Source organism: Streptomyces iakyrus (assembly GCF_000717055.1).
In the GTDB taxonomy this organism is placed as follows: domain Bacteria; phylum Actinomycetota; class Actinomycetes; order Streptomycetales; family Streptomycetaceae; genus Streptomyces; species Streptomyces iakyrus.
The window spans coordinates 475,492-488,570 of record NZ_JNXI01000001.1; the positions used below are offsets into that span (position 1 = coordinate 475,492).

The 13,079-nt window shown below is 71.3% G+C and carries 15 protein-coding genes; 5 read left to right on the forward strand and 10 right to left on the reverse strand.

Going from position 1 to position 13,079, the window contains the following annotated elements; all coding sequences use genetic code 11:
- The first annotated feature begins 4 nt into the window (after positions 1–4).
- The 3 genes from OO68_RS02145 (at position 5) to OO68_RS02155 (ending at position 2,311) form a co-directional block, all read left to right on the forward strand.
- A complete protein-coding gene (locus tag OO68_RS02145; RefSeq protein WP_033306326.1) occupies positions 5–271 on the forward strand; it encodes a protealysin inhibitor emfourin in 267 nt (88 codons plus the stop codon).
- Between the two features lie 100 nt (positions 272–371).
- Entirely contained in the window at positions 372–1,694 is a 1,323-nt protein-coding gene (locus OO68_RS02150) for a GH1 family beta-glucosidase (protein ID WP_033306327.1), read from the forward strand.
- A 170-nt stretch (positions 1,695–1,864) separates the two neighbouring features.
- Positions 1,865–2,311, forward strand: coding sequence for an ATP-binding protein (locus tag OO68_RS02155; RefSeq protein WP_078625131.1), 447 nt, complete (start codon positions 1,865–1,867; stop codon positions 2,309–2,311).
- A gap of 14 nt (positions 2,312–2,325) precedes the next feature.
- On the opposite strand, the gene era is transcribed toward OO68_RS02155, so the two are convergent.
- Complete coding sequence (era, locus tag OO68_RS02160) at positions 2,326–3,288, reverse strand: GTPase Era (protein WP_106974241.1); 963 nt, start codon at positions 3,286–3,288, stop codon at positions 2,326–2,328.
- Positions 3,289–3,448: 160 nt separating this feature from the next.
- On the opposite strand from era, the gene OO68_RS02165 reads away from it, so the two are divergent.
- Positions 3,449–4,759, forward strand: a complete 1,311-nt coding sequence (locus tag OO68_RS02165; protein WP_033306328.1) for an ammonium transporter — start codon at positions 3,449–3,451, stop codon at positions 4,757–4,759.
- Positions 4,756–5,094: a P-II family nitrogen regulator gene (locus OO68_RS02170; RefSeq protein ID WP_033306329.1), complete on the forward strand. Its 339-nt coding sequence runs from the start codon at positions 4,756–4,758 to the stop codon at positions 5,092–5,094. The genes OO68_RS02165 and OO68_RS02170 overlap by 4 nt, the downstream gene beginning before the upstream one ends.
- Before the next feature lie 29 nt (positions 5,095–5,123).
- Here the strand turns inward: OO68_RS02170 and OO68_RS02175 are convergent, their stop codons facing one another.
- The 9 genes from OO68_RS02175 to OO68_RS02215 all read right to left on the reverse strand — a co-directional run bounded on the left by OO68_RS02175 (position 5,124) and on the right by OO68_RS02215 (position 12,981).
- Positions 5,124–5,600, reverse strand: coding sequence for a hypothetical protein (locus tag OO68_RS02175; protein WP_033306330.1), 477 nt, complete (start codon positions 5,598–5,600; stop codon positions 5,124–5,126).
- A gap of 170 nt (positions 5,601–5,770) precedes the next feature.
- On the reverse strand, positions 5,771–6,124 hold the full coding sequence (locus tag OO68_RS02180) for a cytidine deaminase-like protein (RefSeq protein WP_033306331.1): 354 nt from the start codon (positions 6,122–6,124) through the stop codon (positions 5,771–5,773).
- Positions 6,125–6,144: 20 nt separating this feature from the next.
- Positions 6,145–6,504 carry an MmcQ/YjbR family DNA-binding protein gene (locus tag OO68_RS02185; protein ID WP_033306332.1) on the reverse strand — a complete coding sequence of 120 codons (360 nt, stop codon included), beginning with the start codon at positions 6,502–6,504 and terminating at the stop codon, positions 6,145–6,147.
- Positions 6,501–7,805 (reverse strand): hemolysin family protein, encoded by a 1,305-nt coding sequence (locus OO68_RS02190; protein ID WP_033306333.1) that lies wholly within the window; start codon positions 7,803–7,805, stop codon positions 6,501–6,503. Before OO68_RS02190 ends, OO68_RS02185 begins: the two co-directional genes overlap by 4 nt.
- 9 nt (positions 7,806–7,814) lie before the next feature.
- The gene (ybeY, locus tag OO68_RS02195) at positions 7,815–8,312 is read right to left on the reverse strand and encodes an rRNA maturation RNase YbeY (RefSeq protein ID WP_033306334.1); all 498 of its coding nucleotides are present in this window, start codon (positions 8,310–8,312) and stop codon (positions 7,815–7,817) included.
- Positions 8,313–8,326: 14 nt separating this feature from the next.
- The gene (locus OO68_RS02200; RefSeq protein ID WP_078625132.1) at positions 8,327–9,394 is read right to left on the reverse strand and encodes a PhoH family protein; all 1,068 of its coding nucleotides are present in this window, start codon (positions 9,392–9,394) and stop codon (positions 8,327–8,329) included.
- A 133-nt stretch (positions 9,395–9,527) separates the two neighbouring features.
- Positions 9,528–10,664, reverse strand: a complete 1,137-nt coding sequence (locus OO68_RS02205; protein ID WP_033306336.1) for a carbohydrate kinase family protein — start codon at positions 10,662–10,664, stop codon at positions 9,528–9,530.
- Between the two features lie 80 nt (positions 10,665–10,744).
- On the reverse strand, positions 10,745–12,034 hold the full coding sequence (locus OO68_RS02210) for a glucarate dehydratase family protein (RefSeq protein WP_033306337.1): 1,290 nt from the start codon (positions 12,032–12,034) through the stop codon (positions 10,745–10,747).
- Positions 12,031–12,981: a 5-dehydro-4-deoxyglucarate dehydratase gene (locus OO68_RS02215; protein WP_033306338.1), complete on the reverse strand. Its 951-nt coding sequence runs from the start codon at positions 12,979–12,981 to the stop codon at positions 12,031–12,033. Before OO68_RS02215 ends, OO68_RS02210 begins: the two co-directional genes overlap by 4 nt.
- Positions 12,982–13,079 lie beyond the last annotated feature (98 nt).

Genomic DNA, 13,079 nt, shown 5'->3' on the forward strand with positions numbered 1-13,079 from the left:
TGCCATGCGTATTCAGGTGCGGCGCACGGGCGGGTTCGCGGGCATCGAGCGGCATGCCGAGGTGGACACCTCGGGCCGGTCCGATGCCGCCGAGTGGCACGCGCTGGCCGAGGAGGCCCTGGCCGACGGCCGGAGCATTCCGCCGGTCGGGGTCCCGGACGGGTTCAGCTACCAGCTCACGGTGGACGGGAAGACGGTGTACTGCGCGGATCCCCGGCTGACGGACGGGCAGCGGAAGCTGATCTCGCGCGTGCTGAAGGAAGGGGCGTGACGGGGGAAGGGGTTTGACGGGTCCGCGTCGCCGGCCGGGCAACGCCTCCTTCCGGCCCGGCCGTTGACTTCCGTTACCACCGGTACGGATGATCCAGCGCATGGCGACTGACGCAGGCAACCCGATCCCCCGCTTCCCGGCCGGCTTCCTCTGGGGCGTGTCCACATCGGCGCACCAGATCGAGGGCGGCGCGGACGAGCGCGAGCCATCCGTGTGGGACGCCTTCACGGCCGAGCCGGGGCGGGTGAAGGACGGCTCGACGGCGGCGGTGGCCTGCGACCACGTCCACCGCCACCGCGAGGACGTGGCGCTCCTGGCCGGCCTGGGCGTGAACGCCTACCGCTTCTCGCTCTCCTGGCCGCGGGTGCGCTCCGGGAAGGGCCTGGACTTCTACGACCGGCTGGTGGACGACCTGTGCGCGGCGGGCGTCCGCCCGGTGCCGACGCTGTTCCACTGGGACCTGCCCGCGGACCTGGACTGGCTAGAGCGGGACACGGCCGAGCGCTTCGCCGAGTACGTGTCCCAGGTGGCCGGCCGTCTCGGTGACCGCGTGACGAAGTGGATCACCCTGAACGAGCCCGCCGAGCACACCTTGCTGGGCCACGCCCTGGGCGTGCACGCACCGGGGAAGAAGCTGCTGTTCGACGCGCTGCCGGTCGCCCACCACCAGCTGCTCGCCCACGGCCTGGCCGTCCGGGCCCTGCGCGCCGCGGGCGCGTCGGACATCGGCATCGCCAACTCGCACGGCCCGACCTGGGCGGCGTCGACCGAGGCGGCGGACCTGGAGGCGGCGGACTTCTACGACCTGCTGCTGAACCGGCTGTTCGCGGACCCGCTGTTGCTGGGCCGCTACCCGGACGGCATCGGCGAACTGATGCCCGGGGACGTCGAGGCGGACCTGAAGGTGATCGCCGAACCGCTCGACTGGTACGGGATCAACTACTACGCCCCGACCCGGGTGGGTGCCCCGCAGGGTGCGGAGATCGAGTTCGGCGGGGTCGCCATGCCCGCCGAACTGCCCTTTTCCGTACGGGAGATCGAGGGCCGGCCGGTCACGGACTTCGGCTGGCCGGTCGTCCCCGAGGGCCTCACCGAGCTGCTCACGGCCTTCCGCGACCGCTACGGCGACCGGCTCCCGCCCGTCGTCATCACCGAGAACGGCTGCTCGTACCCGGGCGTCGACGACCAGGACCGCATCGCCTACCTGGACGGCCACGTCCGGGCCCTGCACCGGGCCGTGGCGGCGGGCGTCGACGTGCGCGGCTACTTCGTGTGGTCCCTGCTCGACAACTTCGAGTGGGCGGAGGGCTACACACGCCGCTTCGGCCTGGTCCACGTCGACTTCGGCACCCTGGAGCGGACCCCGAAGGCGTCGTACCACTGGTACCGGGAGCTGCTGAGGGCGCAGGGCCGTACGGCTTGACGCCGAGATTCCGCCGAAATGATCAGGCAGGTAGTTGCAGCGTGAACTGCTCTACGAGCATAGTTACTTGGGTAACCAGAGTTCCGGAAGCAGCAACTCCCCCACCCGGCCGGTCCGTTGCCCGCTCGCCCCTTCCTTGACTTCGCCCACCCCCACGGAAGGCGATCGCCGTGTCCCCCCACACGACATCCACTCCCCGGTTCCTGGACGCGGTGCGCCCCGACCGCACCGACTGGCTGGAGCTGCCGCCACAGCGGACCAGTGCCAGAGTCGCCCGTCACGCCCTGCGCGCCCGGCTGGCCGCGTGGCAGGTGCCCGAGGAGGCATGCGCGAACGCCGTGCTGCTCGTGTCCGAGCTGGTGACCAACGCCGTGCTGCACACGCTCAGCGAGCGGATCCTGTGCGGCGTCCAGCTGATGACGGACGCGCGCTTCCGGCTGGAGGTGCACGACGGCGACCTCACGGGCCGCGGCATCCCCGATGGCTGCCCCGACCCCGACGACGAGGGCGGCCGCGGCCTGCTGCTCGTCCGGGAGATAGCCGAGGCCTGGGGCGTCACCCGCTCGGCCCTCACGGGCGGCAACGCGGTGTGGGCGAGCCTGGGGGCGCCGTTGTAGCGCGGCGCGGGACCTCAGAACCCCAGCTTCCGCAACTGCCTCGGATCCCGCTGCCAGTCCTTCGCCACCTTCACGTGCAGGTCCAGGAAGACCGGTGTGCCGAGCAGCGCCTCGATCTGCTTGCGGGACTTGATGCCGACCTCCTTCAGGCGCTTGCCCTTGGGGCCGATGACGATGCCCTTCTGGCTGGGGCGCTCGATGTAGACGAAGGCGTGGATGTCGAGGAGCGGCTTGTCGGCGGGGCGGTCCTCGCGGGGGAGCATCTCCTCGACCACGACCGCGATGGAGTGCGGCAGCTCGTCGCGGACGCCCTCCAGCGCGGCCTCGCGGATCAGCTCCGCGATCATGACCTGCTCGGGCTCGTCCGTGAGCTCCCCGTCGGGGTAGAGCGCAGGCCCCTCCGGCAGCAGCGGGACGATCAGGTCGGCCAGCAGGCCCACCTGCTGGTCGCCGACCGCCGACACGGGCACGATCTCCGCCCACTCGAAGCCGAGTTCCTTGCCGAGCTGGTCGATCGCGATGAGCTGCTCGGCGAGCGTCTTGCCGTCCACCAGGTCGGTCTTGGTGACGATCGCGATCTTCGGCGTCTTCTTGATGGACGCCAGTTCCTTCGCGATGAAACGGTCACCGGGGCCGAGCTTCTCGTTCGCCGGGAGACAGAAGCCGATCACATCGACCTCGGCCCACGTCGTGCGCACGACGTCGTTGAGCCGCTCGCCCAGCAGCGTGCGCGGCTTGTGCAGGCCGGGGGTGTCGACCAGGATCAGCTGGGCGTCCGGGCGGTGCACGATGCCCCGTACGGTGTGCCGCGTCGTCTGCGGCTGGTTCGCCGTGATCGCCACCTTCTGGCCGACCAGAGCATTCGTGAGGGTGGACTTGCCCGCGTTGGGGCGGCCCACGAAGCAGGCGAAGCCGGCCCGGTGGACGGCTCCGGCCGGCTCTTCGGATGACTGGGTACGAACGCTCATGGCGCCCATTGTCCCTGATCCCCGGAGCCGCCCCGCACCGGACGGGTTCCGTGAGCTTTCCGAAACCCTCACGCAACGAAACGTCGCGGAAACACACCCGTACGCAGCCGGAAACGCGGGCCGGTGAACCTCTGACGAGCCCCCGGAGCCCCCACCCGTTGGAGACACCGTGCCTCTGGCCGCCGCAAGCGCCGACACCGGCGACACCGCCTGGCTGCTCGCCGCCACCGCCCTCGTCCTGCTGATGACCCCCGGCCTGGCCCTGTTCTACGGCGGCATGGTCCGTACGAAGAGCGTGCTCAACATGCTGATGATGAGCTTCGTGTCGATCGCCCTGGTCACGGTGGTGTGGCTGGCGGCCGGCTACTCGCTCGCCTTCGGCGAGGACGCCGCCGGGGGGCTCATCGGCGGGCTCGACCACGCCGGCATGAGCGGCCTCGGCCCGGACAGTGTCCAGGGCACGGTGCCCACGGTGCTGTTCGCCACGTTCCAGCTCACGTTCGCGATCGTCACGGCCGCCCTGGTCAGCGGCGCCGTCGCCGACCGGGCGAAATTCGGCGCCTGGCTGGTCTTCGTGCCGGTGTGGGCGCTGCTCGTATACGTTCCGGTCGCGCACTGGGTGTGGGGCCCGGGCGGCTGGATCCTGGAGAGGCTGGGCGCGCTGGACTTCGCCGGCGGACTGCCCGTGGAGATCGTCTCCGGCGCCTCGGGGCTTGCCTTGTGCCTGGTCCTGGGCCCGCGCATGGGCTTCAAGAAGGACGCCATGCGCCCGCACAACCTGCCCATGGTGATGCTGGGCGCCGGTCTGCTCTGGTTCGGCTGGTTCGGCTTCAACGCCGGCTCGGCGCTCGGTGCCAACGGTCTCGCCGCCGCCGCGTTCCTCAACACCCTCGCCGCGGGGTGCACCGGCCTGCTCGGCTGGCTCTTCGTGGAGCAGAAGCGCGACGGCCACCCGACGACCCTGGGCGCCGCGTCCGGCGCGGTCGCCGGTCTGGTCGCCATCACCCCGTCCTGCGGGTCCGTCTCGCTGCTCGGCGCGCTGGTCGTCGGCCTCGCCGCCGGTGCCGTCTGCTCGTACGCGGTGAGCTGGAAGTTCAAGCTGAACTACGACGACTCCCTGGACGTCGTCGGCGTCCACCTGGTCGGCGGCGTCATCGGCACGCTCCTCATCGGAGTCTTCGCCGTCGAGTCGATGACGGGCGGCGCCGAGGGCCTCCTCCACGGCGGCGGCCTCGGCCAGCTCGGCAAGCAGCTGGTGGCCGTGGTCGTGGTGGCGGTGTACGCGTTCGGTGTGACGTACGGGATCGCCAAGCTGATCGACGTCACGATGGGCCTGCGCGCGAGCGAGGAGCAGGAGCAGACCGGCCTGGACCTTACGGTGCACGCCGAGACGGCCTACGATCACGGGGTCCTGGGCCACGGCGCCCCGGTCTCCTCCTCCGTCGTCCCCCACGCCCAGAAGGTCACCCCCCAGGCATGAAGCTCATCACCGCGATCGTCAAGCCGTACCGCCTCGACGAGGTCAAGAACGCCCTTCAGGAACTCGGCGTGCACGGCCTGACCGTGAGCGAGGCCAGCGGCTACGGCCGGCAGCGCGGCCACACCGAGGTGTACCGCGGCGCCGAGTACCAGGTCGACCTGGTGCCCAAGGTCCGGATCGAGGTCGTCGTCGAGGACGCGGACGCCGATGCCGTCATCGACGCGGTCGTTAAGGCCGCGCACACCGGCAAGATCGGGGACGGCAAGGTGTGGGCGCTGCCCGTCGACACGGTCGTGCGGGTGCGGACGGGCGAGCGCGGGCCGGACGCCCTGTAGGCACCCGGCCCGCACCTGTGCGCGGAGGGTCAGTCGAACACGAACGGGCCCGGTGACTGCGGTCCGCTCGCCGTGCAGGTGATGGTGATGCCGAAGACGGTCATCTTCAGCGAGCCGCCGAAGGCCTCCAGGCTGTCGCCGGAGGCCACGGTGCCGCTGAGCGGGCCGACCTCGACGGGGGCCCCGGCGGCCATCGCCGGGTTCTCCGTGCCGGTGAAGTCGACGGTGCCGCCGCCGCTCTTCACCAGGGTGAGGGTGGACGAGATCGAGTCCTCGCCGAGTCCGATCGGCGCGGTGATGGCGGAGGACTTGACGGTGACGGTGGCGGCGGTGCCGTCCTGCGTGGCCGTGAGGGTGGCCTCGCCACTGCCGAAGGCGCCGCAGTCGGCGTTGATCGTCGCCGTCTGCGGGGTGACGGCGAGGGCCGCGGGGGCGACGGCGAGCCCGGTGACCGCGAGGGCCCCGGCCGCCAGTGCCGCACCTGCTCCGATTCGCTTGCATCTCATGGGATCCGGCTCCGTTTCCGTGGGGGGCGGACCGCTCGGCGCGTGGATGCGGACACACCGCCGAGAGTCGAACCTGACGGTCCGTCGGAACTGACGGTTCCATTGATGCGTGTGGGGCAGGCGGCGGCAAGGTTGAAAACTGGCCTAATTACCGCCGGTTACAGTGAAGTTCAGCCAGCGGTGACGGTGGTCCGGACCGTTCCGTCGGGCCCGGCCACGAGCAGCGGCGTCTCGCCGCTCCCCAGGTCCCGTACGGCCGCCCGGTCCTCCTCGGACACGGTCTCCGCCTCCGTGACGACCGCCGCCGCCTCCAGGGACGTCGCGCCCGAGGCGACCGCCATCGCCACCGCCGTCCGCAGGGCACTGAGCTTCAGTGAGTCGAGGGCCACGGTGCCCGCGACATAGGTGCGTCCGGTCTCGTCCCGTACGGCCGCCCCCTCGGGCACGCCGTTGCGGGCCCGCGCGGAACGGGCCAGGGTGACGATCTTGCGGTCCTCGGGGTCGAGCGCGCTGCTGTCGGTCATGATCCGAGCATACGGAAGCGTCAGGGGCGGTCGAGGCGCAGGCGGTCCGCTCGGGGCAGGCCCGCGACGACCAGGTCGTAGGAGTCCTCGATGAGCTCGCGGACCAGCTGGTCCGCGAGGTCGCCGTCGACCGTGACCGTGTTCCAGTGGCGCTTGTTCATGTGCCAGCCGGGGACGATGAGGCCCTCGTGCTCGCGGCGCAGCCGGATCGCTTCATCCGGGTCGCACTTGAGGTTGGCCTTCAGAGGGCGCGCGTCGAGGAACGACAGGGCGAAGAGCTTGCCCCGGACCTTGAAGACTGAGATCTCCGGGCCGAAGGGGAAGTCCTCCACCGCCGCGTTGAACGACAGGCAGAACGCGCGCAACTCCTGCGGGGTCACTCCGGCTTCTCCTCCTCGGGCGGTTCCGCCGGGCCGACCGGCTCCGCCAGCACCGTCACGATCTTGTTCCGGCGGCCGGCCGCGGCCTCCGCGGTCAGGCGCAGCGCCCGGCCGTCGGGCAGGTCCACGACGGAGGAGGCCCCGGCGATGGGGACGCGGCCCAGCGCCTTGGCCAGCAGGCCACCGACCGTCTCGACGTCCTCGTCGTCGTACTCCTCCAGGCCGTACAGCTCGCCCAGGTCGCCGATGTCGAGGCGGGCCGTGACGCGGAAGCGGTCCTCGCCGAGCTCCTCGACCGGCGGCAGTTCACGGTCGTACTCGTCGGTGATCTCGCCGACGATCTCTTCGAGGATGTCCTCGATGGTGACGATGCCGGCCGTGCCGCCGTACTCGTCGATGACGACGGCGACGTGGTTGCGTTCCTTCTGCATCTCGCGCAGCAGGTCGCCGGCGTTCTTGGTGTCGGGGACGAAGAACGCCGGGCGCATGGCCGTGGACACCTGCTCGGACTCGGCCTCGCGGCTGATGTGCGTCTTGCGGACCAGGTCCTTCAGGTACACGATCCCGACGATGTCGTCCTCGCTCTCGCCGGTGACCGGGATGCGCGAGAAGCCGGAGCGCAGGGCGAGGGTGAGGGCCTGGCGGATGGTCTTGAAGCGCTCGATGACCACGAGGTCCGTGCGCGGCACCATGACCTCGCGGACGAGGGTGTCGCCCAGCTCGAAGACGGAGTGCACCATGCGGCGCTCCTCGTCCTCGATGAGGGACTCCTTCTCGGCGAGGTCGACCAGGGCCCGCAGCTCCGCCTCGGAGGCGAAGGGGCCGCGCCGGAAGCCCTTGCCGGGGGTGAGCGCGTTGCCGATGAGGATCAGCAGCGACGGGATCGGGCCCATGACCCGGGCCAGCGGCACCAGGACGTACGCCGAGACCGTCGCGGTGTTCAGCGGGTGCTGGCGGCCGATGGTGCGCGGGGAGACCCCGACGGCGACGTACGACACGAGGACCATGACCGCGATGGCGACCAGGAGGGCCTCGGTGGTGCCGTCGAACTCCTTCAGGCAGCCGTACGTGATCAGCGCGGCGGCGGCCATCTCGCAGGCGACGCGGACCAGCAGCGCCACGTTGAGGTAGCGGGTGGGGTCGGCGGCTACCTGGGACAGCTTGGCGCTGCCCCGGCGGCCGGAGCGCACGGCCTCCTCGGCGCGGAAGCTGGAGACGCGCGCGAGGCCCGCCTCCGCGCAGGCGGCGAGCCAGGCCACGACGACCAGGGCGATGGCGCCCAGGGCGAGTTGCGGACTCATCGGCGGGCGTTACGAGACCGTCGGCGCCGGGGACGGGCCGGTCAGGCCCCGCTCCGCGCGCCAGCCGTCCACGATGGCCGCCTGGAGGCCGAACATCTCGGCCTTCTCGTCCGGTTCCTCGTGGTCGTAGCCCAGCAGGTGCAGCACGCCGTGGACGGTGAGGAGCTGGAGCTCCTCGTCCATGGAGTGCTGCGTCTCCGCTTCCTTGCCCTGCTTCAGCGCGACCTCGGGACACAGCACGATGTCGCCGAGCAGCCCCTGCGGCGGCTCGTCGTCGTCCTTGGAGGGCGGGCGCAGCTCGTCCATCGGGAAGGACATGACGTCCGTCGGACCCGGGAGGTCCATCCACTGGATGTGGAGCTGCTCCATGGCGTCGGCGTCCACGACGATGACCGAGAGCTCGGAGAGCGGGTGGATGCGCATCCGGGCGAGCGCGTAGCGGGCGATGTCGAGGATCGCCTGCTCGTCGACCTCGGTGCCGGACTCGTTGTTGACGTCGATCGACATGGTGCTGTGTGTGTCTACTTCCCCTTGTGCCCGGACTTGCCGCGGCTCTTGTGCGTGCCGTTCTGGGTGCCGTGCGTGGTGTCGTACTTCTCGTACGCGTCGACGATACGGCCCACCAGCTTGTGCCGGACGACGTCCTGGGAGGAGAGACGGGAGAAGTGCACGTCCTCCAGGCCCTCCAGAATGTCCTGCACCTGCCGCAGACCGCTCTTCGTCCCGTCCGGCAGGTCGACCTGCGTGACGTCACCCGTGATCACGATCTTCGACTCGAAGCCGAGGCGGGTGAGGAACATCTTCATCTGCTCGGGGCTCGTGTTCTGGGCCTCGTCCAGGATGATGAAGGCGTCGTTGAGCGTGCGGCCACGCATGTAGGCGAGCGGCGCGACCTCGATGGTGCCCGCCGCCATCAGCCGCGGGATGGAGTCCGGGTCGAGCATGTCGTGCAGCGCGTCGTAGAGCGGGCGCAGGTAGGGGTCGATCTTCTCGTAGAGGGTGCCCGGGAGGAAGCCGAGCCGCTCTCCGGCCTCGACCGCGGGGCGGGTCAGGATGATGCGGTTGACCTGCTTGGACTGCAGGGCCTGCACGGCCTTGGCCATCGCCAGGTACGTCTTGCCGGTGCCCGCCGGGCCGATGCCGAAGACGATCGTGTGCTTGTCGATCGCGTCGACGTAGCGCTTCTGGTTGAGCGTCTTGGGACGGATCGTGCGGCCGCGCGAGGACAGGATGTTCTGCGTGAGCACCTCGGCCGGGGTCTCCTGGCCGTCGCTCTCGCCGTTGTCGCTCGCCTTCAGCATGGCGATCGAGCGTTCCACTGCGTCCTCCGTCATCGGCTGCCCGGTGCGGAGCACCAGCATCATCTCGTCGAACACGCGCGAAATGAGGGCGACGTCCTTCTGGTCGCCGACCGCGCTGATCTCATTGCCCCGGACGTGGATGTCGGCCGCCGGGAAGGCCTTCTCGATCACGCGCAGGAGGGAGTCGCCGGACCCCAGGACGGTGACCATGGGGTGCTGGGCGGGGACGGTGAGCTGTGCTCTCGCCTGCTCCTGCGCGGGGGTGTGAGCTGTCGATGATTGAGTCATGGGCCGGCGCTGAAGGCCTGCGGTTCCTCCTCGTCACGGCCGCGCAGCTGAGGGCGGCCTCGCGATTCCCAGGGTACGACGGGGGAGTGACAAGGCCGTAGGGGTTTTGGAGTCGGGGTTCCGGCCTTCCGCCTCACGCCGAGCGCCGGAAACCGATCGTGGGAACGGCTCTGCGCAGCGGCCAGGGCCTCACCAGTTCCTCCGACACCAGGTCGGCGAGGAAGCCGTACCTCTCCAGGGCCACCGCCGACTGGCCCTCGACCGACTGCACCTTCCGCCACCACGCGGCGATCTCCGACCACCCCGGCGCCGACAGCGACCCGCCGAACTCCTGCACCGACAGCGCCGCCGTCAGCCCGGCGAAGGCCAGCCGGTCCGCCAGCGGCCAGTCCGCCAGGGTCCCGGTCACGAACCCGGCGACGAACACGTCACCGGCCCCGGTCGGATCGAGCGCCTCGACGGCGATGGCCGGCACCTCCGCCGTCTCCCCCGTGCGCCGGTCCACCGCGTACGCCCCGTCCGCCCCGAGGGTGACCACCGCGAGCGGCACGTACTCGGTCAGGGCGTGCGCGGCGGCCCGGGGGCAGTCCGCGCCCGTGTACCGCATGGCCTCCTCCGCGTTCGGCAGGAACGCCTCGCAGTGCCGCAGGTCGGGCAGCCCGGCCAGGTCCCACGCCCCGGTGTCGTCCCAGCCGACGTCACCGAACACGCGGGTGCCCTTGCCGGCGGCCTGGGCGATCCAGGGCGCGCTCACGCCGGGCGCCAGGGAGGCGACGGCGGCACGGGCGCGGGGCGGGCACTGAGGGGCCGGTTCCTCGGGGGGCGGCTCGTGGCCGTGCGAGACCATCGTGCGCTCCCCCTCGTAGGCCATGGAGACGGTCACCGGGGAGTGCCAGCCGGACACCGTGCGCGACGGGGAGAGGTCGATGCCCTCGCCGTGCTCCAGGGCGTCCCAGCAGTAGTCGCCGTAGTGGTCGTCGCCGAAGGCCGCGGCGAGGGACGTGCGCAGGCCGAGGCGGGCCAGTGCGGTCGCCATGTTGGCGACGCCGCCGGGACTCGACCCCATCCCGCGCGCCCAGGACTCCGTCCCGCGCACCGGGGCGGAGTCGAGGCCGGTGAAGATGATGTCCAGGAAGACCGTGCCGGTGAGGTAGACGTCCCAGGGCGGGTCGTCCGGTGTGCGCAGCGGGGCGAGGGGGTCGACCTGGCTCTGGCGGGCCGATCCCTTTCCGGTGGGGCCCTTTCCGGCCGGGGCGGTGGACGCGGTCACGATGCGCTCCCTGACGTGGTGCGGATCAGGCCAGTCTGCACCACATCACTGACACCGTGACGCCGATCACGCAGCCGGCCCTACCAGCGGGGCATCGAGGGCGTCACCCACGCGGGGTCGGCGATCCGCATCGCCGCCGCGTCGTCGCGGTCGCGCAGGGTGCCGTCGTCGTCCAGCCACCGCCGGTGCAGTACCGCCAGCCGCTCGCGGTCGAGTTCCACGCCGAGGCCGGGGGCGTCGGACACGGCGACCTTGCCGCCCTCGAAGGTGAGCCGCTCGGTGAGGACGTCCTCGGACTGCCAGGGGTAGTGGGAGTCGCAGGCGTGGTGGAGGTCCGGGACGGTGGCCGCCACGTGGGTCATCGCGGCGAGCGAGATGCCCAGGTGGGTGTTGGAGTGCATCGACACGCCGACGCCGAAGGTGCGGCAGACGGCGGCGAGCTGCTGGGTGTTGCGCAGCCCGCCCCAGTAGTGGTGGTCGGAGAGCACGACCTGGACGGCGCCCTCGGTGAACGCCTCCTGGATCTCGGCGAAGGTCGTCACGCACATGTTGGTGGCGAGCGGCACCCCGGTCCGTGCGGCGACCTCAGCCATGGCGGGCGTGCCGAGCGCCGGGTCCTCCAGGTACTCCAGGACGTCCCCGAGCTCCCGGGCCACCTCCACGGACGTCTCCACCGACCAGGCGCCGTTCGGGTCGAGCCGCAGCGGGTGCCCCGGGAAGGCCTCGGCGAGTGCCCGGACGGCCGCGATCTCCTCGGCGGGCGGGAAGACGCCGCCCTTGAGCTTGAAGGAGGTGAAGCCGTACCGCTCCGTGAAGCGGCGGGCCTGCTCCACCACGCCCGCCGGGTCGATGGCGGCGCCCCAGTCGTCCTTCTCGGCCGGCACGCCCTCGGGGTGGTGGGCCCACTTGTAGAACAGGTAGGCGCTGTACTCGACGGCGTCGCGGACCTTGCCGCCGAGCAGGGTGTGCACGGGCAGTCCGAGCGCCTTGCCGAGGGCGTCGAGGCAGGCGACCTCGAAGCCCGAGACGACGGACAGCCGGAGCTTGTCGGCGGTCTGGACGCCGCGCAGCCCGCCGACGTCGACGGCGTTCTCGACGCGGGACGCGTCCACCGCAACCTGGTCGGCGACCGTGAACAGGCCGTTCAGATCGCTGACCTGGCGTCCTTTCAGCCGCTCGGCGAAGGGCCGGGCCAGCTCCAGGTACTTGGCGTCGCCGTAGGTCTCCCCCACGCCGGTGACCCCGTCCGCGGTCTCGACCTCGACGATCAGCCGGGGCGTGTACGGCTGGTGCACGCCCTGGGTGTTCAGCAGCGGCGGGTCCGCGACCAGGATCGGTGTGAGCGTCACGTCGGTGATGGTGAGGTTCACAGGGAGGCTCCCACGAGGTCGAGTCCGGCGGTGAGGACGGCGGTGAGGGCGGCCAGGTCGGCCGGTGACGGGTCGGTGAGCGGGGCCCGCACGGGGCCCACGCGGTGGCCGCGGAGCCGGGCCGCCGCCTTCACCAGCGACACGGCGTACCCGGGGACGCGGTCGCGCAGTTCGACGAGCGGGACGTAGAAGTGGCGCAGCAGCTTGTCGGCCGTGCCGTGGTCGTTGTCGCGCAGGGCGGTGAAGAAGGCTCCGGCGATCTCGGGGGCGAAGGCGTGGACGGCGGAGGAGTAGGCGGGGACACCGACGGTGGCGTAGGCGCGGGCCTGGATCTCGGCGGTGGAGGCCCCGTTGAAGAACAGGAAGTCCTCGGGCGCGGCCAGCGTCAGGCGCTGGAGCCGGTCGAGGTCGCTGTGGCCGTCCTTGAGGCCGATGACGTTCGGCAGGGCGGCGATGCGGCGGAGCGAGCCGGCGGTGAAGGCGACCTGGCCGCGCTGGTAGGCGATCAGGGGCAGCGGGGTGCGGGCGGCGATCTCCTCCAGCTGGGCGACCAGGCCGTCCTGCGGGGCGGCGACGAGGTAGTGCGGCAGCACGAGGAGCGCGTCGGCTCCGGCGTCCTCGGCGATGCGCGCGAACCGGACGGCCTGAGCCCAGCCGTAGCCGGTGCCCGCGACGACGGGGACGCGGCCCGCCGCCTCCTCGACGGTGATGGTGACGACCTGCCGGTACTCGTCCTCGTCGAGCGAGAAGAACTCGCCGGTGCCGCAGGCCGGGAACACCGCGCCAGGCGCTGCGGCGAGCCGCTCGGCCACGTAGGCGCGGAAGCCGTCCGGGTCGAGGGTGCCGTCGTCGCGGAAGGCCGTCAGCGGGAAGGACAGCACGCCGCCCGCCATCCCCTCCCGCAGCCGCCGCGCGACCGCCACCGGTGCGGCGCTCACGGTCGTCATTCCCCGTCATCTCCTCATGTAGATGTCATCCACGTATGAGAATGAGGGTTGTGTATGCGAACGTCAACTGCCCGGGGCGGCCCGCTTACCATCGGTGC